The organism is Ruegeria sp. D1(2025) (assembly GCF_056536425.1).
Genome location: NZ_JBQFPO010000001.1, coordinates 38,802 through 63,181 on the forward strand (window position 1 = coordinate 38,802; position 24,380 = coordinate 63,181).

Below are 24,380 nucleotides of genomic sequence, written 5' to 3' on the forward strand. Positions count from 1 at the left end.
GTGAAACAAATGATCAATGCGCCCCACAAGGTGCTGTGGCTTTTGTGATATAACGGCAGTTGGCGCAGGCGCGCGCGGTCTCTATCTTTCAGCGAAGCCCGTTTGGAAACTTGTCTCAGGAAGTGCTGCCACCAGATGACCACTCTTGCCCAGGAAATCCGGTCCTGCCGGATCTGCGAAGCGCGTTTTGCCGCGACGCAGACCGCGCATGAGCCACGCCCGGTAGTCTGGTTCCGTCCCGGAACGCCGATCCTTGTTGCAGGACAGGCACCGGGCGCGCGGGTGCATGACTCAGGTCGTCCCTTCACAGACCCTTCGGGCGACCGATTGCGAGACTGGTTGGGGATTGATGAGAGCGTGTTTTATGACCGATCCCGTGTTTCAATCGTTCCGATGGCTTTCTGTTTCCCCGGCTATGATGCGCGCAATGCCGATCTGCCGCCGCCCGCAATCTGTGGCGAGACTTGGCATGACAGAGTCATGCAGGCATTGGGAGCGGTTCCGCTGACTGTTCTGGTCGGTGCCCATGCCCATACCTACCATCTGGGTACGCGTACGTCCGTGACAGAGACGGTCCGGAACTGGCGAGACCACGCGCCGCAGGTCTTTGCCTTGCCTCATCCGTCCTGGCGCAATACGGCATGGCTGAAAAAGAACCCCTGGTTCGAGGCAGACCTGCTGCCGGTTCTGCGCGCCAGGGTGCAAGAGGTTCTGAATGACTGAGACAACGGCCTTGGATGCCGCCCATTCCGCGATGGAGGCTGCCCCACAGGATGACGCAGCCCGGCTGAAGTTCTTTGAACGGCTGGCAGACGCTGAACTGTTCCTGCTGCTGACGGAAGAAGCGCGGGACGATAACGTCTCGCCCGAGGTTTTCGATGTGGCGGACGGACGTTTTGTGCTGGCGTTTGATCGCGAAGACCGGCTTGCCCGGTTTGCAGATCGTCCCGTTCCTTATGTGGCCCTGTCCGGGCGGGTTCTGTCATCGCTGCTGGCAGGGCAGCGAATTGGTCTGGGGCTCAACCTCGAGGTCGCCCCGTCCTCGATGCTGATTCCGCCAGAGGCTTTGGGATGGCTGACGGAGACCCTTCAGCATTCCCCGCAAGAGGTTCAGGAACAACTCGCCGAGTTCTTTCCCCCGGCGGGTCTGCCGGATGAACTGCTGACGGCGCTTGATACCAAACTGGCGACGGCGGTGGGGTTGGCGCAGGCTGCTTTCCTGGCCGGAACCAGATCGGCCAGCGGAGCATCTGGTCATTTGCTGGGTTTTGTCGGGGCGGTCGAAGGCGCAGAACCGGCCCTTGCCAAAGCCGCGTCCGAAGCGCTGACATTTTCCGGAATCGAAGCTGGCGCGATGGATGTCGGCTTTTTCGCGTCCGGGGACCAAGTCACGTTAAGGTTGGAAAAAGTCGGGCTGCGGTTTGACCTGCCGCAGCCCGAAAAACGTGATGTCGGGCGCTCTGCCCCCGGTAGTGATCCCGAGCGGCCGCCAATTCTGAAGTAATTCGCTAGCCGGATACTCCCTACCGTGACGGGCAGGGCGGCAAGACTATTCGGCGGCAGGTTCCAGTTTGTCCTGCGTCCGGGTTTCGAAATCGCTGGCGTCGTGACGCTCGTGCAACTGCGTGTGCGGCTCGCCAAAGGCCCGGTTGACCATGCGGCCTCGCTGTACCGCGGGCCGCGCATCGACCGCCTTGGCCCAACGCATCAGGTTCTTGTAGGACTCAACGTCCAGGAACTCGGCTGCGCTGTAAAGGCGGCCCAGAACCAGTTGCCCGTACCACGGCCAGATTGCCATATCGGCAATGGTATAGTCTTCGCCCGCGATAAAGGTCTTGTTGGCCAGTTCCCGGTCCAACACGTCCAGTTGCCGCTTGGTTTCCATTGCAAACCGATTGATCGGATATTCCCATTTCTCTGGCGCGTAAGCATAGAAATGGCCGAACCCGCCGCCCAGATAGGGCGCGCTTCCCATCTGCCAGAACACCCAGCTCATGACTTCCGTGCGTTCAGGCCCTTCCTTGGGCAGAAACGCATCGAATTTCTCGGCCAGATGGAACAGGATCGAGGCGCTTTCGAACACGCGCACCGGCTTGTCACCCGACCGGTCCCACAGGGCCGGGATCTTCGAGTTCGGGTTGGCCTCGACAAATCCTGAACTGAACTGATCCCCTTCACCGATATTGATCAGCCACGCATTGTATTCGGCACCCTTGTGCCCCAGCGCCAGAAGTTCTTCCAGCATGACAGTGACCTTGACCCCGTTGGGCGTGGCCAGCGAATAAAGCTGCAGGGGATGCTGACCGACCGGAAGGTCCTTGTCATGGGTCGCGCCTGCGATCGGGCGATTGATATTGGCGAATTGTCCGCCGCTTTGGCTGTCCCATGTCCAGACCTTCGGGGGTTCATAGGTGGGTTGCTCGCTCATCTCTATCTTGCCTTTCTCAGCAAAGTGGGAGGAATTGTCCGACATCCCAACAGCTAATATTGCAATCGGCAGAGTCCAACCCCGGTTAACAGGTCTGTTTTGTAACAATGGCTGCAAAACCCGTCACGAAATCTCATTCGACCTCACAGCGGCGCGAGCGGGGCTATGTTTTGACCGTGTATTGCCTATTCTCTGACCAGACCCGCCAAACGGGCGATCCTGCTAACCCCGGACCCAATAGGATTTATGACATGAAACGCTTTGCCTTGTCCCTTGCCACCGCGCTGACCCTGGCCGTGCCCGCCTTTGCCGGTGATCAGTATATTGACGGAACCGGATTTGCCGTCTCGGGCTACGACGTTGTCGCTTATCGCGGCCTGGATCAGGTTCCGGTCGGGCAGTCTCAGCCCGAAGCCGTTCGCGGCAACGCAAACTTCACGGCAGAATACAATGGTGCCACGTGGGCCTTTTCAAGCGCAGAAAACCGCGACAAGTTCCTTGAAAATCCTGCCTATTACGCTCCGCAATATGACGGACATTGCGCCTATGGCGTTTCCAAAGGCGGCAAAGTCCCGGGCAATCCGAACCTGTGGCGCATCGTGGATGACAAGCTGTACCTCAACATTACCGATGTTGTGGTCGGGTTCTGGGAAGAGGACGTGCCCGGCAACATCAATCTGGCCGAAGGCAACTGGCCGGGTATCGAACCCGACGCCGCCTCGACCAGTGTGATCCCAAAGTTCACTTCGGAAGGCCCTGTAACAAACTGAGCCTTACCTGTTTAAATCACCAAAGCCCGGCTCCCCACCGATGCCGGGCTTTGGCTTTGCGGCAAGGGCTCAACTTGCCATGCAATAATCGTCGCGTGTGCGCTGATCGGATTCGAACCGGATCCTGACACTTTTGGCACCGGGAAACTTGCGGGCCATGATTGCGTCAGGAACCACAACCTCTCCTGCGCCTGACTCTTTCGACTGAAAACTCAAAACCTCGGTTTCGGCGTGCCGGCAACCGGCCAGGACCGATGTAGGCAGGGCCACGCGGTTTGCCCCTTCGCAAACTGAGGAGGTCACAAAATAAGTCAGATGCCGACCATTGCACCCGACAGCCTCGGGGATGTGGTCGGACAATGCAGACTTGGCACCTTTTCCGGAAGAAACCGGATCAGCATCTGATCCATTCGATTGCGACAGGACGTTGCGCAGCATATCCCGGCAGGCGTCGATTGCGGTTGCGTCCAGTTCGATGACCCGTTTGCGAATTTTCGGACGGCGTGGCTTTCGGGCGGCTGACCCGGCAGTCCCTTTTGCAACCATGCCCTCTCGGCGCAGCAGATCGTAGGCCGCCTTGGCATTGGCAAAGCCGGAACTGTCACCTTCGGTGTGGTCCGGATGGGCATGAAACGCGATATGTCTCCACGCCTCGCGGATGTCATCGGAATTAGCAGACGGGTCCAGGCCGAGATGTGCCAAAGCATCCTGGCGCGCCCTTATCTTGTCAGCAGGCTCCATACTCAAATCACTCATTAAACACTACACTGAAACCACATTGAGCAGCTTCATGGCTTTGTCAAATTTTCAGGTAAATTTAAGGCGTTGCGGGAACAATGCGGCAATTCCATCTTGGATTGTCCGTCAGGCGCACCCGGAAGGGGCATCCCGTCTGAAATAAAGGAGCCTTCGAAAAAAAGCCCCTGTCTGGCGGTGGCCAAACAGGGGCAGAATGGAACGTGCCAACCGGGTCAGGCGACGTTCTGCAATTCAGTTTTCGGCGTAATTCCCAGCGCAAAGCAGACATCACGGGTCAGCTCGGGGCGGTTCAGCGTGTAGAAATGCAGTTTGTCCACGCCGCCCTCCAGCAAGTCCGAGCACAATTCTGTGCACATTGCCGTCGCCAGCAGGTCTTCGCGATCATCACGCACGGCCTTTTCGAAAGCGTTTTCGACCCAGGCCGGAATGCGCGTTCCGCAGCGGCGGGCAAAATTCCGTGCGCCCTTCCAGTTCTCGATGGGCAGGATGCCGGGCACGATGGGTTTGTCGATGCCGGCCTTTTCGCACGCGTCGCGGAACCGGAAATAGGTTTCGGCCTCAAAGAAGAATTGTGTCAGGGCCTCTTCCGCGCCTGCGTCCAGTTTGGCCTTGAGCCAATCGATATCCGCCTGCGCGTTGGAGGCTTCTGGGTGGATATCTGGATAGGCGCCGACACGGATCGAGAACATCTCGGTTTCGGCCAGCGCGGAAATCAGCTCGACCGAGCTTGCGAACCCGTCCGGGTGCGGAACGAACTGATCCTGACCCTTGGGCGGATCACCGCGCAGGGCAACGATGTCCTGAACGCCCGCGCGGGCAAACGTGTCGGCGATCTCCAGGGTTTCCTGACGCGAGGCATCGACGCAGGTCAGGTGCGCGGCCACCGGCAGATCCAGCGACTTGTGCAGGGTCGCCACGGCATCGCGTGTCAGTTCGCGTGTGGTGCCGCCTGCACCATAAGTGACGGAGACAAACCGTGGTGCCAGCGGTGCTAGAATGTGAACCGTGTCCCACAACCGAAAGGAAGCTTCGAGCGTCTGCGGCGGAAAGAACTCGAATGAGATATCTGGCTTGGTCATCGTGGCCTCGTCTTAACAACCTGGATCCCTTGTGCCACGTCCCGCTATGTGAGACAAACTCATATAATTCAAGAACAACATGAGTCGAACAGTAATGCACATTGAATTCCGCCACCTTCGTACGATCAAGGCGATCCATGATTGCGGTGGACTGGCGCGGGCTGCAGATCAATTGAACATTACCCAGTCTGCGTTAAGCCATCAGATCAAGGGGTTAGAGGATCAGGCCGGTGTTGAACTGTTCCTGCGCCGCTCGAAACCGATGAAGCTTTCGGCGGCGGGTGTACGCCTGTTGCGTCTGGCCGAACAGATCCTGCCGCAGGTTGAGGCAGCCCAGCACGAGTTTTCATCGCTTCGGGACGGGCGAACCGGGCGCATGCATATCGCAATCGAATGCCACGCCTGTTTCGAATGGCTGTTTCCGGTGCTTGAATCATTCCGGAAATCCTGGGCGGATGTCGACGTGGACATTCGCCCGGGCCTGGCCTTTGACGCGCTTCCGGCTTTGCAGAAAGAAGAGGTCGACCTGGTTGTTTCTTCCGACCCCGAGGACCTGCCGGGTGTCGAGTTCGTGGAACTGTTCGACTACAACGCGGTTTTCGTCGCTGCCTCGGCCCATCCGTTGGCGCAAAAGGAATTTATCGAGGCCGAGGATTTTCGCGGTCAGACCCTGATCACATATCCGGTCGAACGCACGCGGCTGGACGTGTTCAGCCAGTTGCTGATACCCGCCCGCGTGGAGCCTGCATCGATCCGTCAGGTGGAGCTGACTGCCGTCATCCTGCTGCTGGTGGCCTCAAACCGCGGTATTTCGGTTCTGCCGGACTGGGTCGTGCGCGAGGTCAAGTACAACTCGGACTACGTCACCCGGCCCCTGACCAGCGAAGGGATCACGCGCAGATTGTACGCGGCGGTCCGGTCAGAAGATCTGGAAAAACCGTTTGTGCAGGAACTGGTCAATCTGGCCCGGACCGAGGCACGCAGGCTTCAGGCGCAATAGGTCCAAGCCACGGCGCGAGCTGTGGGGCTGCTATGCGCATCAACCCTCTTGGCAACGGCGCAATGCATCAGTATACGCGCGGTTTGACCGGACAGGAGCCCATACACAATGGTTGGCAGTGCAAATCTCAACATCATGATCAAGGCCGCGCGCAAGGCGGGGCGTTCTTTGGTCAAGGATTTTCGTGAAGTCGAGAACCTGCAGGTGTCGATGAAGGGTGCCGGAGACTTTGTTTCCAAGGCCGATATTGCAGCCGAGGCGATCCTGAAAGAGGAACTGCTCGGCGCGCGTCCAACCTATGGCTGGCTGGCAGAAGAGGGCGGTTCGATCGACGGCGAAGATCCGACCCGTCGTTGGATTGTGGACCCACTGGACGGCACAACCAACTTTCTGCACGGCCTTCCGCACTGGGCGATTTCCATCGCGCTGGAACACAAGGGCAAGATCGTCGCCGGTGTGATCTACGATGCGGCCAAGGACGAGATGTTCTTTGCCGAAAAGGGCGAAGGCGCATGGATGAATGACCATCGTATCCGGGTTTCGGGCCGGCACCGCATGATCGAATCCGTGTTTTCCACGGGTCTGCCGTTTGGCGGTCGTTCCGATTTGCCTGCGACGTTGCAGGATTTGGCCCGGCTGATGCCGGTGTGCGCCGGCGTACGCCGCTGGGGTGCCGCTGCGCTGGACATGGCCTATGTCGCGGCTGGCCGGTACGAAGGGTTTTGGGAACGCCGCCTGAACGCTTGGGATTTGGCTGCAGGCATCATCATCGTGAAAGAAGCGGGTGGGCTGGTTCAGGCGCTGGACCCTGAGGGCGAAATTCTGTCCGACGGCGAAGTCATCTGCGCCAACGAGCCGATCTTTGACAGTTTCGCCAAGGTGATCCGGGGATAACGGAACAATCCCGCCACAGCGAAATTTTCGATGACGCGCCCCAATCAGGGCGCGTTTCTCGTTTCAGAAGTCGACTTCGATGGCGACGCCGTTTTCGATCGCCAGATCGACCACCGCGCTGGCGACGGCCAAATCCTGCAGGCCCACGCCTGTACCATCGAATAACGTGACCTCTTCTGCCGAGGTGCGGCCCGGATGCGTGCCGTTGATGACCTCGCCGATCTGCCGAATGTCCTTTTCGGATTTTGCCCCAGCCGCGACCGCGTGCTGGCACTCACCCAGCGTCACCGCTTGCGCTACTTCGTCCGTGAAGACACTGGCGCGAATGATCAGATCCGTTTCCACTTCCTGTTTCCCAACCGTGTCGGTGCCCATGCACGCGACATGCGTGCCATCCGACACATGTTGCGACAGTAGTGAAGGTGCGAAGGACGACGTGATGGTGATGATCACATCCGCTTCGGCCAGACCCGGCAGGTCCACGGCCTCGAACGGCAATCCCGCGTCTTCGGCAACCTTGGCGAGATTGGGCAGCATTTCCGGATGCAGGTTCCAGCCGATGACCTTTTCAAACTTGCGCTGTTCCAGCGCCGCCCGCAGTTGAAAGGCAGCCTGATGCCCTGCGCCAACCATGCCAATCACCTTGGCATCCTTCCGGGCCAGATGGTTGATCGACACGGACGAGGCCGCTGCGGTTCTGAGGGCGGTCAGCAGATTGCCACCAACCATTGCCTTTGCCCGTCCGGTATCCGGGTCAAACAGGAAAACGGTGGACTGATGGTTGATCACACCGTGCGTTTCCAGATTGTTGGGCCAGTATCCCCCGGCCTTCAGGCCCAATGTCATACTTGCCCGGTCAAATCCGCCTTTGAACCCGTATAGCGCATCCGCATGGCCAATGGCTTCGCGCACAACCGGAAAGTTGTATGCATCCCCTGACGCCATCGCGGCAAATACCTGTTCGACAGCCGCATAGCTTTCCTTTCGGCCCATCAGGGCTCCGATTTCCTTTTCGGGAACGATGTACATCGTTTGCGCCTTTCCTGAGTGTTGGCGAAGAACGTAGCAAACGGGGCAGATTGTAAACTGCCCCGTCCGTCAGATTGGATACCGGTCAGTAGGCTTTGCCACGGGCAGAAACCGGCCACAGCGTTTCAACCTTGCCGTCGCGCACACCAACATACCAGTCATGGACGTTGGCCGTCGGGTCGCAATGGCCAGGCACCAGCCGCAGTTTGTCATTCACCTTCAGCGCTCCGCCGGGATCGGAAATCACCCCGTGTTCATCCGAGCATTTGATGTATTCCACATCGTCGCGCCCATAGATAAAGGGCAGCCCGCTATCGACTGACTGGGCCTTGAGACCTGCATCGCAGATCGCCTTGTCGGCTTTGGCATGGCTCATCACGCTGGTCAGGATGAAGAACGCGTTCTCCCATTCCCCCTGATCGATCCGATTGCCGTCCTTGTCGAGGATCCGGCCATAGTCGGCATCCATGAAGGCGTAGGACCCACACTGAAGTTCATTGTAAACGCCAGAATTGGATTCGAAGTAGTAAGACCCCGTGCCACCGCCCGAAACCAGTTCAGGTTCCAGTCCGACGGCCTTCAGCCCCTGCACCGCATCCGCCACCATGGCGATTGCAACATCGAGCTTGGCTTTGCGATCGTCAAAACTGTCCATGTGCTGCATTGCGCCCTGATAGGCCTGAATGCCCAGAAACTTAAGGTTGTCAGCGGCATCAACGGCTTGCGCAATCGCAACCACATCCGCTGTTGTCGTCACACCGCAGCGCCCCGCACCGCAGTCGATTTCGACAAAAACACTCAGTTCCGTTCCGTGCCGCACTGCCGCGGCGGACAGATCGGCGACGTTGTCGATGTCATCCACACAGACGATGACGTGGGCGTCATATTTTGGCAGTCGCGCCAGCCTGTCGATCTTGGCCGGGTCGCGCACCTGATTTGACACCAGAATGTCCTTGATGCCGCCGCGGGCAAACACCTCGGCCTCGGACACTTTCTGGCAGCACACGCCAACAGCGCCGCCGAGCTCTTCCTGCAGTTTGGCGACGTCCACCGATTTGTGCATCTTGCCATGCACCCGGTGGCGCATCCCGTGTGCCTTGGCATAGTCGCCCATCTTGCGGATGTTCCGCTCCAGCGCGTCAAGGTCCAGGATCAGGCAGGGGGTCTGGATTTCGCTTTCATCCATGCCAATGGCGGCGGGGACGTCAAAACCAACTTCCAGTTCGTCCATGTTTAAAGGTTTGTTCATTGTCATCCTCCTTACCCTGCCAGCCAGGGAAGCTTGTCCAGATCCACATTTCCGCCGGTAATGATCACCCCGACGCGTTTGCCCCGGAACACTTCGGGGTTTTTGAGAATGGTCGCCAGCGGCACCGCCGACGAAGGTTCCATCACCACGCGCAGGTACTTCCATGTCAGTTTCATCGCATTGATGATCTCATCCTCGGTCGCGGTGAAAATGTCGGTGACGTGGTTTGAAACGAAATGCCATGTGTTTTCTTTGAGAGGCACCAGCAGGCCGTCGGCCACCGTCTTGGGCGCGTCATCTGCAATGATCCGACCCGCTTTGAATGAACGATATGCGTCATCCGCCTGTTCCGGTTCAGCCGCGTAAATCGCAGTTTCCGGGGCTAGGTTGGAGACGGTCAGGCAAGTCCCCGACACCATGCCGCCACCGCCGATCGGGGCAATGACGGCATCCACGCCATCCGTCTGTTCCAGCAATTCCGCCGAACATGTCGCTTGACCCGCAATGACGCGAGGATCGTTATAGGGATGCACGAACTCGCCACCGGTTCGGGCCTGTACTTCGGCGAACGTTGCTTCGCGGGACGAAGTCGACGGCTCGCATTCGGTGATCGTACCGCCATAGCGGCGCACCGCGTCCTTTTTGGCCTGCGGTGCAGTGCGGGGCATGACCACGTTGCACGGAATGCCTCGCCGGCCTGCCGCGTAGGACAGGGACAGGGCGTGGTTGCCACTGGAATGCGTGCAGACGCCCTTGGCGGACTTCTCTTCGCTCAGCCCGAAGACGGCGTTGCACGCACCGCGCACCTTGAAGGCGCCGGCTTCCTGAAAGTTCTCGCATTTGAAGTACAACTGTGCACCGGTGAGGTCATCCAGATATTCCGAACGCATGACCGGGGTGCGGCGGATATGGGGTTTGATCCGCTCATGCGCCGCGCGCATGTCGGCGATGGTCAGATCGGCTGCGGTGACTTGATCCAGCATCTTCGCCTCCTACGCTGCAGCCTGAGCATGGCCGGACGGACCACTGCGATAGTAATCCTGTGCCGCGGCAACACCGCTGCCCAGTTTGATGGGGTAGTTCAGATCGGCCATGGCCATCTCGATCGTGGCGAGGCCAGACAGAACCATAACGTCGGTCAGCGATCCCAGATGCCCGATACGGAACGCCTTGCCGTTCAGTTGCCCCAGACCAACTCCGAACGAGACACCATAGGCGTTGAAGGCGTGGTCGGTCAGGGCGTTACTGTCGAACCCATCGGGAACATAAACCGCGCTGACGGTATCCGAAAACAGATCCGGGCTTTGCGCCACCAGCTTCAGCCCCCACGCATCCACGGCCCGGCGAACGCCCTCGGCCAGGCGGAAATGGCGGGCGTAGACATTTTCGAGCCCTTCTTCGAACAACATTCTCAGGCTTTCCCGCATACCGTAGATCAGTTGCAGGGGCGGGGTATATGGAAAGCCGCCGGATGCGTTGGCCGCAAGCATGTCGCGGAAGTCAAAAAAGGTGCGCGGCAGTTTCGCGGATTGCATCGCTTCCAGCGCCTTGGGGCTGGCGCACAGGATCGCCATTCCGGTTGCCAGCATGAACCCCTTTTGCGAGCCCGACACGGCGATATCGACACCCCATTGATCAAATTCGAACGGCATCGAGGCAAGCGAGCTGACGCAATCGACCATCAAAAGCGCCGGATGGCCGACCGCCTCCATAGCATTGCGAACTGCAGCGATGTCCGAGCGCACACCGGTCGCCGTTTCGTTGTGAGTGACCAGTACAGCGCGGATTTCGTGGTTCGTGTCTGCAGCAAGGGCGGCTTGGAACTGATCCGCCGGCGCGCCGCTTCCCCAGGCGCATTCAATGACCTGTACGTCCAGCCCGTGCCGCTCGCACATATCGATCCAGCGGTGGCTGAATACGCCATAGCGCGCGACCAGAACCTTGTCGCCGGGGCTGAGCGTGTTGGTTATCGACGCTTCCCACCCTCCGGTTCCGCTGGCCGGGAATGTGATGATCTTGCCATCGGCGGTGCCGAACACCTTCTTTGTGTCCTCCAGCACGGGGGCAAAGGTTTCGACGAAATCCGGCGCACGGTGATCCTGTGTCTGAACATGCATGGCCAGACGCAGACGATCGGGGATGTTGGTCGGGCCGGGTATGAAGACCGGATTCTGGTTTGACATGACTGAGTCCTCCGCTTTGTCAGAATTGTGACTGCGCAGGCGTCAGCTTGCAATTTTCTTGAAAAATATTTTCATTTTTGCAATTAAATATGTAATACCCTGAAATTATGAGATTTTCAGTTTCTCAAATTTGTAAGCCGGAATATGGCCTGAAAATTTCCAATCTATGGCCAGGCGAAATTGCGAACAGGAAACAGAAATGAACAATCAAAAACGACCACGCGGCAGACCAAAATCCCTGTTCAAGGAAAGTTCGGCCGGGACCATGCAATCGCTGGACCGGGCGCTGGGTGTTCTGAGCGCGGTTGCCCGTTTCGAACGTGCGGCCCTCAGCGATCTGGCCCGAGAAATCGATGTGCCAACGGCCACGACACACAGGATTCTGACGACCCTGCAAAAGCACGGCTATGTGACTTTTGACGATGAACGGCAGGAATGGATGATCGGGATCGAAGCCTACCGGACCGGCGCATCCTTTTTGCGGCGCAACAGTGTTTTGGAGATTGGCCGCCCCATTTTGCGCCGTCTCATGCAGGACAGTGGGGAAACGGCCAATCTGGCGGTACCGGATGGCGCCGAGGTGGTCTTTGTCGGGCAGGTTGAAACATCGAACCCGATCCGCGCTTTCTTTCCGCCCGGGGCGCGAACACCTATGTACGCATCAGGAACAGGCAAAGCCATTCTGGCGGCTATGAAGGAAGCTTCCCTGCAAAAAGTCCTCCGCGGCACGGAACTGACCGCCTTTACCCAGCATACGCACGTGCCCGAACCGCAGTTGTTGCTGGATTTGGTCGAAACGCGCAGGCGTGGCTGGTCGCTGGACAGGGAAGAACGGTATGAGGGCATGTCCTGCATCGGTGCCGCGATCTACAATGACCGGGGTGAACCCTGTGCGGGAATATCTGTCTCTGGCCCGTCGGTGCGGTTTGACGAAACACGTGCGCCGGAACTGGCAGGCCTTGTGACAAAGGCCGCTGCTGAAATCACGTTCCTGAGCGGGGGGCGCCCCCTGGATCACTCCGATCTGTCAGACGGGTGATTGACGCCGTCGTTCCATGGTATTGGCCCATGCATGCGGGGATTGCCGCCTTCGATACAACCCAGATTGACGCCGCATTCGGCGGGGTCGGACCGGCGCTGGTGATACACGTAGATGCCGCAGGTCTTGCAGAAGTGATGCTTGGCCGTGTGCGTGCCCCAGGCGTACAGGCTGAGGTTCTCAGCACCCTTTAATACGCGCAGACTTTCGGTGGTCGCAGTGACCGCCGCTGCTCCGCGCCGCAGGCAGAATGAGCAATCACAACGGGCGGCCGAGGACAGGCCTTCAGGAAACTCGGCCTCGATTTCCCCTGCGCCGCAATGGCAGGTGGCTGTCATTCTGGTCATCTGCGAGGCACTTTCGGAATGCGGGATTGGGTCAGCTTGTACTTGTGTTCGGGGTGAGGCGGGTGGCCATGGGTCCGGTTCCAGAAACCGGGTCCGCCCCGGCGCAGCCAAACCGGAATGCACAGCACCAATCCGACCACAAAGCCGCCGGTATGCGCCCAGTAGGCGACACCACCCTCATCAGGGTTGCTGGCCAGGCTACCCAAAAACTGCATCCCCAGCCAGATGCCCAGCATGATAAAGGCAGGAATGGTGAAGACGCGGAAATAGATGATCAGGATCAGAAGAACATCGACCCGCGCTTTGGGGAACAGCAAGAGGTAACCGCCCATGACACCAGCAATGGCGCCAGAGGCTCCGATGGTCGGCACGATGGAGTCTGGCGCGGTCAGGACATGAATCAGGCCTGCTCCGATGCCGGACAGTACATAGAATAGCAGAAAGGGCAGGTGGCCCATCTCGTCTTCCAGATTGTCGCCGAAGATCCACAGAAACAGCATGTTCCCCGCCAGATGCATCCAGCCGCCGTGCAAGAACATCGAGGTCACCAGGGTTTCAAAGCTGAACCCGTCCGTGATGTGCGCGGGGATGACTGCATAGTCGTAGTAAAGCTGGTTGATCAGTCGCGCGTTGTCCATAACGCCGACATAGCTGAGGAAAATCAGGATATTGGCCGCCATCAGAATATAGACGACATACGGCGCGCGCCCCGAAGGGTTATGATCTCGGATCGGAAACATGGGGCGACGCTGGGCTTTTCCCGGCCCAGCGTCAAGATATGCTTACGCCGCACCCCCCAAAAGGGCCGCGTTTCCTCCGGCGGCGGTTGTATCGACGCAGACGTGGCGCTCTCCCAACACGCGGGCGCGGTCGGGCAAGCCCGGGATCAGGGGCAGGATCGGACCGTCCCGTCGCGCCAGAAGGCGTTCGATTTGCCGGGCGGTTTCTTCGTCACCCCACCACAATACGCCCGAAATCCCGGTCAGGTTTTCGATCCGGTGCAGGTCCAGATTGCCGGTTGCGCAGATGGCGGTGCCGCCAAGGGCCTTTACAGCCTCCGCCTGTGCCCGAGCGGCGTCTTCACCGGGTCCCATGCACAGCAGGGGCGCGCGGGGTGTTTCGCTCAGGCGGTTGGATTCGCCGGTCGGGCCGGGCAAGGAGCGTGTCCGAGTTGGCGCGGCTTGTCCTTCTGGTTTGGGCAGCGTTGTCATGATTGAGTCCCATTGACCCGGGCTTTTCTGTCTGTCCGGCGCGCAGAATCGCGCCATGTAGTTTGGCCCGCCCGCCTTTGGGCCGGTGCCGGATAGCCCTTCTCCTCCAAATGGTTGCGAGCCGACAATCGCGCCGATCTGGTTGCGATTGACGTAGATGTTTCCGGCATGCACCGCCTCGGTCACGTGTTGAACACGGTCGTCAATCCGGGTGTGTAGGCCAAATGTCAGGCCATAGCCGGTCGCGTTGATATCCGCGATCACCTGGTCGATTTCGGCGGCCTTAAAGCGGGCGACGTGCAGAACGGGTCCAAAGATCTCGCGCTCCAGTGCGGCGATGCCTGACACTTCGATCAGGGTCGGAGCAACAAATGTGCCTTCGGGCGGAAGGGGCATTTCTTTCAATACGCGGCCGTCGGCGCGGGCGCGGGCCACATGGTCGGCAATACCCTGCCGCGCGGTTTCATCGATCACCGGGCCGCTGTCAGTCGAAATCAGCCACGGATCGTCCAATTGCAGGGCATTCATGGCACCCTTGAGCATCTTCAGAAGATCGTCGGCGATATCTTCCTGCACATAGAGACAGCGCAAGGCTGAGCACCGTTGGCCAGCGGACTGAAACGCGCTTTCAATGATGGATTGCACGGCCTGTTCCGGAAGCGCGGTGCTGTCGACGATCATCGCATTCAAACCGCCGGTTTCCGCAATCAGCGGCGTGCCCGGGCGCAGGTTTTCTGCCATGGCGGCGCGGATTTTCAGTGCCGTCGCAGTCGAGCCGGTAAAGGCCACTCCGGATACCCGCGGGTCAGAGGTGAGAGCTGTGCCAACCGACGGCCCACCCGGCAGCAATTGCAGGGCATCGCGGGGCACACCGGCCTCGTGCAGCAATTGCACGGCCCGATGGGCGATCAGCGGTGTTTGCGGTGCAGGCTTGGCCAGAACGGCGTTGCCGGTCGCCAGCGCCGCCGAAATCTGACCCGAGAAAATCGCCAGCGGAAAATTCCACGGACTGATGCAGGTAAAGGTTCCGGCCGGTTTGGCATCGGGAATGTTGGCCGCATAATAGCGCAGGAAATCGACAGCTTCGCGCAGCTCGGCTACCGCGTCGGGCAGGGTCTTACCGGCTTCCCGCGCCAGAAGGGCAAACAGTTCCCCGAAGTTTTGTTCATAAAGATCTGCAGCCCTGTTCAGGGTTTCCCGGCGCTCGGAAGCAGGGGCCTGCCACGGCGCCGCTGAGGCAAGGGCCAGTTCGACATCGTCTGCGCTGGCGGGGGCAACCGCTCCGGGCCTGTCCATCGGTTGCGCCGGGTTAATAACCGGCTCATCCGCTTCGGGCGCAGCGTTGTCGGACAGCAGGGGCTGTGCGTACCAGTGATGGGCCCGGAACCTGTCCCTTGCGGCGTCGATCCTGTCCAGCGTGGGCGTGTGATGCAGGTCGAACCCAACCGAGTTTTTTCGCTCGGGCTGGAATAGATCGGGACCGGTGGTCAGCGGCGTGACAGCGTGTTCAATCGATACGAACGGGTCGGCTGCAACTTCTTCCGGGGGAACGTCCTCATCCACAATCTGGTTCACGAAGGACGAGTTCGCACCGTTCTCCAGTAACCGCCGCACTAGATAGGCCAACAGATCGCGATGCGCGCCAACCGGAGCGTAGATACGGCAGCGTGTGTTGCTTTTGTCCTTGACGATCCGGTGCAGGGTTTCGCCCATGCCGTGCAGGCGCTGGAACTCGTACGGCTGGTCGTCCGCCATATGCAGAATCGCACTGACGGTGTGGGCATTATGCGTGGCAAACTGCGGATAAATCCTGTCCGTCATGCCGAGAAGCTTCCGGGCGTTGGCAATGTACGAGACGTCGGTTGCGGCTTTGCGAGTAAAGACGGGGAACCCGTTCATGCCCTCGACCTGAGCCCGCTTGATCTCGGTATCCCAATAGGCGCCTTTTACCAGCCGCACCATCAGTTTGCGGTCGTGACGTTCGGCCATTTCATAAAGCGTATCCAGAACCAGCGCGGCGCGGGGGCCGTAGGCCTGAACAACGATGCCGAAGCCGTCCCAACCCGCCAATGCTGGTTCAGACATGACAGCCTCAATCACTTGCAGCGACAAGGACAGGCGGTCTGCTTCTTCCGCGTCCACGTTCAAACCCATCCCCGCGGCTTTGGCCAGCAATGCCAGCGCGCGCAAGCGGGGAACGAGTTCATCCATCACCCGCTGTTCCTGCGCCAGCTCATAGCGCGGATGCAGAGCGGACAGTTTCACTGAAATGCCGGGGTTGGCACGGATGTCGTCATGGGTGCAGGCATCGGAAATCGCGGTGATGGCGCGGGAATAGGACAGATGATAACGCGCTGCATCCGCCTCGGTCCGGGCGGCTTCGCCAAGCATGTCATAGGAATAAGTGTAGCCCTTCGTCTCCATCCCTTTGGCACGCGACATGGCCGACTGAATGGTTTCGCCCAGAACGAACTGGCGCCCCATTTCTTTCATCGCACGTCCGACTGCGGTTCGGATCACCGGTTCACCCAGCCGCTTGATTGCACTGCGCAGCACACCCACGGGCGAGGCCTTGTCTTCATCCAGCACTTTGCCCGTCAGCATCAGCGCCCAGGTCGACGCATTGACCAGCGAGGACGAGGAGTGGCCCAGATGCTTGCCCCAGTCCGACGGTGCGATCTTGTCTTCGATCAGCGCATCGATCGTGTCGGCATCCGGAACGCGCAACAGGGCTTCGGCCAGACACATAAGCGCGATGCCCTCATCCGTGGACAGGCCGTATTCGGCCAGAAACACCTCCATCATGCCCGGCGATGTGCTGGATCGAATATCACGTACCAGTTGCGCCGCCGCCGCGCATATGGCGTTTCGGTCGGCAACCGTCAGATTTGCCTGTTCGGTCAGGCGTTCCAGTACAGTGTCCTGGTCGGCATAAGTTTGGCTGTCGATGACAGAGCGCAGGTTGTGTGACATCTTTCCTCCGGGCTTTTGATGAGTATACCGTCGAATTTTCGGGACAATCGCCTGATTTTTGGCAATACTTGGGTAAATGGACCGTATTTTCGGGTAAGTGCGATGCAAAAAGACTTTTTGGATATTGATCGGTTCGATCAGTCAATTCTGACGATTCTGGCAGAGGACGGACGGGTATCCGTCGCGGACTTGGCGCGGCGGATCGGATTGTCGAAATCGCCGACACAGGCGCGCCTAAAACGGCTTGAGGCTGAAGGCATCATCACGGGCTATCGCGCCCTGCTGGATCCTATCCGCCTTGGACTGGATCATGTCGCGTTCGTCGAGGTACGCATGTCCGACACGCGAGAAAAGGCATTGGCCGAGTTCAACGCGGCGGTGCGTCGGGTGGCCGAGATCGAGCAGGCGCATATGATCGCCTCGAACTTCGACTACCTTCTCAAAGTCCGCACAGGGTCTATGTCTGAATACCGGGCGGTCCTTGCGGAAAAGATCTCGTCCCTGCCACATGTGGCGAATACATCGACTTTTGTCGCGATGGAGGCCGTGAAGGAAACCGGATTGTCCGGGGCCATCGAAAGGATCGGTTGACGAAACCGCGGGATGCACCATCTTTGGCAGATGAAACTTCATGCCCTGCCTCTGATTGCCGTACTGGCCGCTACGGTTGCCAACGCTGAAGAATGTCCGCCAGCGCCCGACCATGTCGAAGACGTCGACCTGCTGATCTCGCAGGTTCAACAGGCGCCCAGCGAACAGGCCGCGCGTGAGATTTCTGGCCTGATGTGGGAGTTGTGGCGGGATGCGCCCGATGAAGATGCGCAAGCCATGCTGGACCGCGGCATGGCGCGCATCCAACGTCGCGATCTGTCAGGCGCGATACAGGAATTTGATCGGTTGATCGATTATTGCCCTTCCTACGCCGAAGGCTACAATCAACGGGCTTTCGCAAATTATCTGCGTTCCAATTTCAAGGCGGCCCTGGTTGACCTTGACCGGGCAATCGAGCTTTCGCCCAACCATGTCGCGGCGATCAGCGGCCGGGCGCTGACACTGCTTGGGTTACACAGAATAGATCAGGCGCGTGAAGCGCTTGATGAAGCGCTGGTTCTAAATCCGTGGCTGGCCGAGCGTCATCTGGCCGGGCCGGGCGGACCGCTGGAACCCCCGGGCGAGGATATCTGACAATTGGTCATCCAGTGAAAATGTCCGGGGCGGCTTGAAGAAAATGAATACCCCCGGCAACCTTCTTCGATGCGTATGGGACAAGGCCGTTGCGAATAGCACCGATTGCTATACTCGGCAGTTATTCGAACACGTTGTTGGCACCGCGCGTCACCGCAGGCGCATTCCGTCGCTGTCAAACCGATAGGCTTTTTCCGGAGAGAACGACAGGTGCAGTTCTTCGCCTTCCGAAATGGCATGTTGGCCGAACAACCGGGCTGTCACCGAATGCTCATGCACTTTTGCAATGACATTCGTATCGCCGCCCAACTTTTCAACGTGGCTCACGCGCGCGGCCAAGGGGCCGCCATCGGACAGGAACAGGTCTTCGGGACGGATGCCGATGGTGTTCTGCCCTTCGCCATGGACCAGATCTTCCGGCAGGAAATTCATCGAGGGTGAGCCCAGAAAGCCAGCAACGAACTGGTTGGCCGGGTTATTGTACAATTCCATCGGGGTACCGATCTGTTCGACCCGACCGTCGCGCAGAACGACGATCTTGTCGGCCAGCGTCATCGCTTCGGTCTGGTCGTGCGTGACGTAGATCATCGAGGCATCCAGCGCCCGATGCAGGTTCGCGATCTCGATCCGCGTGTTCATCCGCAGGGCGGCGTCGAGGTTCGAGAGCGGCTCATCAAACAGGAACAGTTTGGGTTCGCGCACGATGGCCCGCCCGATGGCGACACGCTGTCTCTGGCCGCCGGACAGCTCGGACGGGTAGCGGTCCAGATATTCCTCAAGGTTCAGCATTCGGCTGGCCTTGGCGACGCGCTCTTCGATCACCGCCTTGGGTTGCTTCTCCTGCCTCAGCGCCAGCGTCATGTTCCCGCGCACGTTCAGGTGCGGGTAGAGTGCGTAGCTCTGGAACACCATCGCGATCCCGCGTTTCGAGGGCGGCACCAGATTGACCTGTTGGCCGCCGATGGTGATCTCGCCCGAAGACGCATCCTCAAGCCCCGCAATCACCCGCAGCAGGGTGGACTTGCCACAGCCCGAAGGGCCAACGAAGACGACAAATTCACCTTCTTCAACTTCAAGCGTGATGTCTTTCAGGACATGCACATTGCCAAATGATTTGTTTACATTGGTCAGGGTCAGAGCGGTCATTGTGCGGGCTCCTCAAGGGAAACGGGTTGGCCGGTCCGGATGCTTTCATCCGCGGCCAGACAGATGGCGAGCGACTGTACGGCGTCGGTCATATGGCGGGTCAGGTCGATGTCTTCGGCAATGGCGCGCAGCATATAGGCCTGTTCGGCGTCACAGAGCTCCTGATGGCCGGGTTCATCGGGCATTTCGATTGTGCGGTCTCCCTCCGGCGTGTGGACCAGCAGCCCGCCGACTTTCGTATGGCCATCGATATCGGCGGAAGCGCCCTTGTTGCCGTCCGTGATCGAAACGGACCCTTTGGGGGAAACGATATCTTTCACAAAGAACGCGGTTTCGGACATCATCGGGCCCCAGCCCGCTTCGTACCAGCCGACCGATCCATCGTCGAAGATCACCTGAAACTGACCGTAGTTGTACATGTCAGGCGCGATCTCATCGGACAGGCGCAAGCCCATGCCATGCACGCGGACAGGGCGCGCGTCGGTGATCTGGCACATCACGTCGACATAGTGCACGCCGCAATCGACGATGGGCGAGGTGGTCTGCATCAACGCTTTGTGCGTCTCCCATTCTGCGCCCGAAGATTGCTGGTTCAGGTTCAGGCGGAACACATAAGGCCCGCCCAGATCACGCGCCTCGGCAATCAGCCGCATCCATGAAGGGTGGTGGCGCAGGATATACCCGACGACCAGCTTGCGGTTCAGTCGAGTGGCGGTTTCAACCACGCGCCGTGCGTCAGCGACGTTGGTGGCAAGAGGCTTTTCAACGAACACATGCGCACCAGCTTCCATCGCCGCGCAGGCGTAGTCGGCATGACTGTCCGAGTAGGTGGCGACCACCACCAGATCCGGTTTTATTTCGGCCAGCGCCGCTGCGAAGTCCGAATAAGCCGGATAACCGGCAAGCTCGGGGTGATCCACACGGCCGGACCGGTTCACCAATCCGACGATCTGGGCGTCGGGATGGTGGTGGTGAGCCAGCGCGTGGCTCAGCCCCATATTGCCAAGGCCTGCAATCAGAACACGGGTCATTTGACAGCTCCGGATGTAATGCCGCGGATCAACTGGCGTGAGAAGATGACGTACAGGATCAGCACCGGCAGGATCGCCATGGACAGCGCCGACAGAACAGCGTTCCAGTCGGTGACGAACTGGCCGATGAAGACCTGGCTGCCCAGCGTCAGCGTTTTGGTTTCTTCAGCCGGGGCAAGGATCAGCGGGAACCAGAGGTCGTTCCAGATCGGGATCATGTTGAACACGGCCACGGTTGCCATGGCAGGGCGGACGAGGGGCAGCACCAACCGGAAGAAGATCGTGTATTCCGACAGCCCGTCGATGCGGCCGGCATTCTTCAGGTCATCGCTGACCTGTCGCATGAACTCGGACAGGATAAACACCGCCAACGGCAAACCTTGCGCTGTATAGACCAGTATCAGCGCCCAGAGGCTGTTCACCAGCCCTGTTGCCACCATCATCTCAAGGATTGCGACGGTGCCGATGCGGATCGGGATCATGATCCCAAGCGCCAGGTACAGGCCCATCACCAGGTTGCCCTTGAACTGGTATTCGGACAGCGCATAGGCCGCCATGGCACCGAACAGCAGGATAAAGAACAACGATGCCACGGTGACGATCATCGAATTCTGGAAATAAAGGAAGAAATCCCCCTGCTTCATCACCGTCTCATAGCCGATCATCGAAAAGCTTTCCGAATTCGGCAAAGCCAGCGGTTCGCGAAAGATGGCGCGGCGGGATTTGAAGCTGTTGATCAGGATTACGAAGACCGGGAACAGGGCAATCAACGTGTAGAGGATCAGCGCGCCGTGCATCGCGTACATATTGAGGGGGTTATGACGTGCTTTGTTCATCGCTTGGCCCTCACAGTTGATACCGGCGCATCCGGGTCTGGATGCCGAACAGGTAGATGCAGACACCGACGAGGATGATGGCGAACATCGCACCGGCTATTGCGGACCCCATATGCGGATCGCCCAATTGCAATTGGAAGCCGAAGAAGGTGCGGTACATGAATGTGCCCAGAATGTCGGTCGAGAAATCGGGGCCAGCCAATGCACCTTGGGCTGCATAGATCAGGTCAAACGCGTTGAAATTGCCTACGAAGGTCAGGATCGAGATAATCCCGATCGACGGCAGGATCAGCGGCAGTTTGATTTTCCAGAATGCGGCGGCACCGGTGATGCCATCGATCTCTCCAGCCTCGAGAATTTCTTCCGGAATGGTCAGTAGGGCGGCATAGATCAGCATCATCGGGATGCCCACGAATTGCCAGACCGAGATCAGCGCCAGCGTGGTCAACGCGTATTCCTCTTTCCCCAGCCACGGTGCGTAAAGAGACTTGAGGCCGATGGCGTCCAACATGGACGGCGCGATGCCCCAGATCGGTGACAGGATAAGCTTCCACGCGAACCCGACGATCACGAAGCTCAGGATCGTGGGGATGAAGATTGCCGACCGGTACAGTGCCGCAAATCGCAGGCGCGGGTGGCTGAGCAGGGCGGCCAGAGCGATCCCGATGGGGTTCTGCACCAGCATGTGGATCAGGAAGAACCAGAAATTGTTGCCCAATGCGTTCCAGAACTGTTCAGACCATATGGGGTCGAAAAACAGCGTTTGGAAATTCTGCAACCCAACGAAGACGCGGCTCTGATCGATCTCGGTGTAAAGCGCCAGACGCAGCGTGTTGAACAGCGGAAAGATCATCACTGCGGTGTAAACCAGCACGGCGGGTGCCAGAAAAACAACGATATGCCAGCGGAAGCGGGGGCGGTTCATCGGACTGCTTTCAATGGAGTGTCGGGTATACCCGGGCGATCATCGCCGCCCGGGTAAGGTTGAGGCCAGACTTACTGGTGCGGCGCGTACCAGGAGGACAGACCCTGCTGCAGTTCAGCGCCCAGTTCCTCGGGGGAACTGGTGCCTTTGATTGCGGCAACCGATGCGCCCCAGGTTTCGTTTTCAAGGTTCGGCGTGCCGCGCGACAGGATTTGATAGGTCGAGCGGATGGTCGATTCACACTCGTCGCGCCAGCCGACGAATTCCTTGGCCAGCGGGTCCTGCAGTTCAACCGGAGTATTGGACAGCGGGAAGAAGCCGGGCACGGCGTTGCCGAAAATCTCGGCGAACTCGGGGCTTGCGACCCAGGCCAGGAAGGTTTCTGCCGCTTCGGGATGCTCGGTGGCAGCATTCATGCCAATGCCGATATCGGTGTGGTCCGAGATGTAGCAGGTATCGCCCGCATTTTGGACCGGGGGCTTGAACGCGCCCATTTCGAAATCCGCCTGCGAGTTGAAACCGGCAATCTCCCACGAACCGGCAGGGTAGATCGCAGCGCGGCCCAGCGTGAAGATATTCTGGCTGTCAGGGTACGTCTGCGCCTCGTACCCGTCGCCCAGATACTGGCTCCAACGTGCCAGAGTGGCGTAGGGGGCGGTCCACGGCTCATCGGTCAGTTTCTGTTCGCCCGCGATCAGGGCCTGTCGACCTTCTTCGCCTTTCCAATAGTTCGGACCGATGTTGTTATAGCCCATCGTGGCGGCTTCCCACTGGTCGTTGGTGCCCATCGCCATCGGGATGTAGCTGCCGTCTTCCTTGATCTTGTCGAGCGCGGCAAAGAATTCATCTTCTGTGGTTGGGACTTCAATACCCAGTTCGGCAAACGCATCCTTGTTGTAGATGAAGCCATGGATCACCGACGCCATCGGAACGCAGAAGCTGGCCGAGCCGTCATCCGTCTGCCACGCGGACTTGGCCACGTCCGAGAAGTTGCTCATCGCTTCGACCGAGGACAGATCGGTCAGGTGACCAGCTTCGTACAGGGCCAGAGAAGCGTCGAAAGGACGGCAGGTGATCAGATCTCCGGCCGAACCCGCATCGAGCTTCGAGTTCAGAACCGCGTTGTATTCTGCCGGGGCCGACGGGGTGAATTGCAGTTTGATGCCCGGGTTTGCGGCCTCGAACGCCGGAATGATCTGCTCTTGCCACAAAGTCAGGTCGTCATTGCGCCAGCTTTCGATGGTCAGCGTCACATCCTCGGCCATGACGCCTGTTGCGGCCAGCGTCGAGCCGAGCAAGGCCAGTTTCAGACTTCTATATGTCATTTCTCTCTCCCAGTTGGTTAGCAGTCATGTGTCCTGCGCCAGTGCGGCGCTCAGGTTTCCATTTGCATTGCGCAGTCGCGCGGTTGCTTCGAGTAAGGTCAGGTCAAGCGCCGCGATCAGAATGGCGGGTTTTACTTCGCCTTTTGCAATCGCCAGCGCCCGGTTGGCCGTTTCGCTGTGGACGCGGGCGATGCGGCAAACGATGCCGGTGGCCCGGGCGCGCAGCTTGTCATTGTCGGCGTGCAAGTTGACCATCATGCCGTCGTGAACATGCCCCAGTTCCAGCGCCATCAGCGTGGACAGCATGTTCAGGGCGATCTTCTGCGCGGTTCCGGCCCCCATGCGGGTCGAACCCGAAACCAGTTCGGGCGGTGTTGCCAGCAGGATCGGAATGTCGGCCTTCTGCAAAAGTGGGCCGCCGGCATTGTTGGCAATACCGATCACGCAGGCGCCGCGCGCGCGGGCAATCTCGATGGCTGCCACCGTATAGGCGGTTGAGCCGCTGGCTGAGACCGCGATGACCGTGTCACGCTTGCCTAACGCGCTGAAGGCCAGGTCAAGACCGTCCTGCAGATCTTCGGCATCACCGGGCATTTCCACCCCGGTCGGAAGGCCACCGGCCATATGAATGCGCAGTTGGTCAGACGGTATCGAAAAGGTTCCGCCCAGTTCCTGCGCGTCTGCTGCGGCCATCAGGCCGGAAGATCCGGCGGCGGTGTAATGCAGAATTCCTCCTGCTTGAATCGTCCTTGCCATTGCGTGCGCACCCTTTGCGATCGCGTCGGCCGCGTCACGCACGGATTGCGCTGCTGCTATCTGGCCCTCGGCCAGCAGCAATGCCGAGGCGGAAAGGTTGCCCGAATCCAGGCTGGCGGCAGCGCTGTGCACTTGTTCTGTTGATGGCAGCGTCAAAGGATTCCCCCTGTTGATCGGTTTACAATACCTATTTAATACCAATTGTCCAACACTTT

The 24,380-nt window shown here is 59.2% G+C and carries 24 protein-coding genes; 8 read left to right on the top strand and 16 right to left on the bottom strand.

The features are described 5' to 3' along the window. Positions 1–135 precede the first annotated feature (135 nt). Together ACR1XU_RS00255 and ACR1XU_RS00260 are read left to right on the top strand one after the other, a co-directional pair. Positions 136–723 carry a uracil-DNA glycosylase family protein gene (locus ACR1XU_RS00255; RefSeq protein ID WP_480908639.1) on the top strand — a complete coding sequence of 196 codons (588 nt, stop codon included), beginning with the start codon at positions 136–138 and terminating at the stop codon, positions 721–723. Beyond that, complete coding sequence (locus ACR1XU_RS00260) at positions 716–1,504, top strand: SseB family protein (protein WP_480908641.1); 789 nt, start codon at positions 716–718, stop codon at positions 1,502–1,504. Before ACR1XU_RS00255 ends, ACR1XU_RS00260 begins: the two co-directional genes overlap by 8 nt. Positions 1,505–1,549: 45 nt before the next feature. On the opposite strand, the gene yghU is transcribed toward ACR1XU_RS00260, so the two are convergent. Further along, the gene (yghU, locus tag ACR1XU_RS00265; RefSeq protein WP_170816741.1) at positions 1,550–2,428 is read right to left on the bottom strand and encodes a glutathione-dependent disulfide-bond oxidoreductase; all 879 of its coding nucleotides are present in this window, start codon (positions 2,426–2,428) and stop codon (positions 1,550–1,552) included. Positions 2,429–2,679: 251 nt separating this feature from the next. Here yghU and ACR1XU_RS00270 point away from each other — a divergent pair, with 251 nt between their 5' ends. Beyond that, a complete protein-coding gene (locus ACR1XU_RS00270; RefSeq protein WP_170682070.1) occupies positions 2,680–3,198 on the top strand; it encodes a YHS domain-containing (seleno)protein in 519 nt (172 codons plus the stop codon). Between the two features lie 69 nt (positions 3,199–3,267). Here ACR1XU_RS00270 and ACR1XU_RS00275 read toward each other — a convergent pair whose 3' ends face one another. Together ACR1XU_RS00275 and metF are read right to left on the bottom strand one after the other, a co-directional pair. Next, on the bottom strand, positions 3,268–3,954 hold the full coding sequence (locus ACR1XU_RS00275; protein ID WP_480908643.1) for a J domain-containing protein: 687 nt from the start codon (positions 3,952–3,954) through the stop codon (positions 3,268–3,270). Positions 3,955–4,169: 215 nt separating this feature from the next. Continuing rightward, positions 4,170–5,036, bottom strand: a complete 867-nt coding sequence (metF, locus tag ACR1XU_RS00280) for a methylenetetrahydrofolate reductase [NAD(P)H] (RefSeq protein ID WP_170609711.1) — start codon at positions 5,034–5,036, stop codon at positions 4,170–4,172. A gap of 94 nt (positions 5,037–5,130) precedes the next feature. Here metF and ACR1XU_RS00285 point away from each other — a divergent pair, with 94 nt between their 5' ends. Continuing rightward, positions 5,131–6,036 (top strand): LysR family transcriptional regulator, encoded by a 906-nt coding sequence (locus ACR1XU_RS00285; RefSeq protein WP_170609713.1) that lies wholly within the window; start codon positions 5,131–5,133, stop codon positions 6,034–6,036. A gap of 108 nt (positions 6,037–6,144) precedes the next feature. Beyond that, positions 6,145–6,930, top strand: a complete 786-nt coding sequence (locus tag ACR1XU_RS00290; RefSeq protein WP_170609715.1) for an inositol monophosphatase family protein — start codon at positions 6,145–6,147, stop codon at positions 6,928–6,930. Positions 6,931–6,993: 63 nt separating this feature from the next. Here ACR1XU_RS00290 and bhcD read toward each other — a convergent pair whose 3' ends face one another. The 4 genes from bhcD to bhcA form a co-directional block, all read right to left on the bottom strand. Next, positions 6,994–7,959: an iminosuccinate reductase BhcD gene (bhcD, locus tag ACR1XU_RS00295; RefSeq protein WP_170609717.1), complete on the bottom strand. Its 966-nt coding sequence runs from the start codon at positions 7,957–7,959 to the stop codon at positions 6,994–6,996. 85 nt (positions 7,960–8,044) lie between these two features. Continuing rightward, positions 8,045–9,208 carry a 3-hydroxy-D-aspartate aldolase BhcC gene (gene bhcC, locus ACR1XU_RS00300; protein ID WP_170805253.1) on the bottom strand — a complete coding sequence of 388 codons (1,164 nt, stop codon included), beginning with the start codon at positions 9,206–9,208 and terminating at the stop codon, positions 8,045–8,047. Between the two features lie 11 nt (positions 9,209–9,219). Beyond that, positions 9,220–10,191 (bottom strand): beta-hydroxyaspartate dehydratase BhcB, encoded by a 972-nt coding sequence (gene bhcB, locus ACR1XU_RS00305; RefSeq protein WP_480908646.1) that lies wholly within the window; start codon positions 10,189–10,191, stop codon positions 9,220–9,222. 9 nt (positions 10,192–10,200) lie between these two features. After that, positions 10,201–11,391, bottom strand: a complete 1,191-nt coding sequence (gene bhcA / locus ACR1XU_RS00310) for an L-aspartate--glyoxylate aminotransferase BhcA (protein WP_170805254.1) — start codon at positions 11,389–11,391, stop codon at positions 10,201–10,203. Positions 11,392–11,590: 199 nt separating this feature from the next. On the opposite strand from bhcA, the gene ACR1XU_RS00315 reads away from it, so the two are divergent. After that, entirely contained in the window at positions 11,591–12,430 is an 840-nt protein-coding gene (locus ACR1XU_RS00315; RefSeq protein ID WP_480908648.1) for an IclR family transcriptional regulator, read from the top strand. Here ACR1XU_RS00315 and ACR1XU_RS00320 read toward each other — a convergent pair. Genes ACR1XU_RS00320 through putA form a run of 3 tightly spaced genes read right to left on the bottom strand, consistent with a single transcriptional unit; the run spans position 12,406 to position 16,961 of the window. Next, complete coding sequence (locus tag ACR1XU_RS00320; RefSeq protein ID WP_480908650.1) at positions 12,406–12,777, bottom strand: GFA family protein; 372 nt, start codon at positions 12,775–12,777, stop codon at positions 12,406–12,408. The genes ACR1XU_RS00315 and ACR1XU_RS00320 overlap by 25 nt on opposite strands. Then, positions 12,774–13,517 carry a rhomboid family intramembrane serine protease gene (locus tag ACR1XU_RS00325; protein WP_480908652.1) on the bottom strand — a complete coding sequence of 248 codons (744 nt, stop codon included), beginning with the start codon at positions 13,515–13,517 and terminating at the stop codon, positions 12,774–12,776. The genes ACR1XU_RS00320 and ACR1XU_RS00325 overlap by 4 nt, the downstream gene beginning before the upstream one ends. A gap of 42 nt (positions 13,518–13,559) precedes the next feature. Continuing rightward, positions 13,560–16,961: a bifunctional proline dehydrogenase/L-glutamate gamma-semialdehyde dehydrogenase PutA gene (gene putA, locus ACR1XU_RS00330; protein WP_480908654.1), complete on the bottom strand. Its 3,402-nt coding sequence runs from the start codon at positions 16,959–16,961 to the stop codon at positions 13,560–13,562. A 102-nt stretch (positions 16,962–17,063) separates the two neighbouring features. Here putA and ACR1XU_RS00335 point away from each other — a divergent pair, with 102 nt between their 5' ends. Next, on the top strand, positions 17,064–17,552 hold the full coding sequence (locus tag ACR1XU_RS00335) for an Lrp/AsnC family transcriptional regulator (RefSeq protein ID WP_170609741.1): 489 nt from the start codon (positions 17,064–17,066) through the stop codon (positions 17,550–17,552). Between the two features lie 12 nt (positions 17,553–17,564). After that, positions 17,565–18,146 carry a tetratricopeptide repeat protein gene (locus tag ACR1XU_RS00340; protein WP_480908656.1) on the top strand — a complete coding sequence of 194 codons (582 nt, stop codon included), beginning with the start codon at positions 17,565–17,567 and terminating at the stop codon, positions 18,144–18,146. Between the two features lie 150 nt (positions 18,147–18,296). Here the strand turns inward: ACR1XU_RS00340 and ACR1XU_RS00345 are convergent, their stop codons facing one another. The 6 genes from ACR1XU_RS00345 to ACR1XU_RS00370 all read right to left on the bottom strand — a co-directional run bounded on the left by ACR1XU_RS00345 (position 18,297) and on the right by ACR1XU_RS00370 (position 24,321). Beyond that, positions 18,297–19,292, bottom strand: coding sequence for an ABC transporter ATP-binding protein (locus ACR1XU_RS00345; protein WP_480908657.1), 996 nt, complete (start codon positions 19,290–19,292; stop codon positions 18,297–18,299). Next, on the bottom strand, positions 19,289–20,323 hold the full coding sequence (locus tag ACR1XU_RS00350) for a Gfo/Idh/MocA family protein (protein ID WP_480908659.1): 1,035 nt from the start codon (positions 20,321–20,323) through the stop codon (positions 19,289–19,291). The genes ACR1XU_RS00345 and ACR1XU_RS00350 overlap by 4 nt, the downstream gene beginning before the upstream one ends. Further along, on the bottom strand, positions 20,320–21,159 hold the full coding sequence (locus ACR1XU_RS00355; RefSeq protein ID WP_170682055.1) for a carbohydrate ABC transporter permease: 840 nt from the start codon (positions 21,157–21,159) through the stop codon (positions 20,320–20,322). The genes ACR1XU_RS00350 and ACR1XU_RS00355 overlap by 4 nt, the downstream gene beginning before the upstream one ends. A 10-nt stretch (positions 21,160–21,169) precedes the next feature. After that, the gene (locus ACR1XU_RS00360) at positions 21,170–22,084 is read right to left on the bottom strand and encodes a carbohydrate ABC transporter permease (RefSeq protein WP_170609749.1); all 915 of its coding nucleotides are present in this window, start codon (positions 22,082–22,084) and stop codon (positions 21,170–21,172) included. Positions 22,085–22,155: 71 nt separating this feature from the next. Beyond that, the gene (locus tag ACR1XU_RS00365) at positions 22,156–23,409 is read right to left on the bottom strand and encodes an ABC transporter substrate-binding protein (protein ID WP_480908660.1); all 1,254 of its coding nucleotides are present in this window, start codon (positions 23,407–23,409) and stop codon (positions 22,156–22,158) included. A 24-nt stretch (positions 23,410–23,433) separates the two neighbouring features. Continuing rightward, on the bottom strand, positions 23,434–24,321 hold the full coding sequence (locus tag ACR1XU_RS00370; RefSeq protein ID WP_480908661.1) for an N-acetylmuramic acid 6-phosphate etherase: 888 nt from the start codon (positions 24,319–24,321) through the stop codon (positions 23,434–23,436). Between the last annotated feature and the right edge of the window lie 59 nt (positions 24,322–24,380).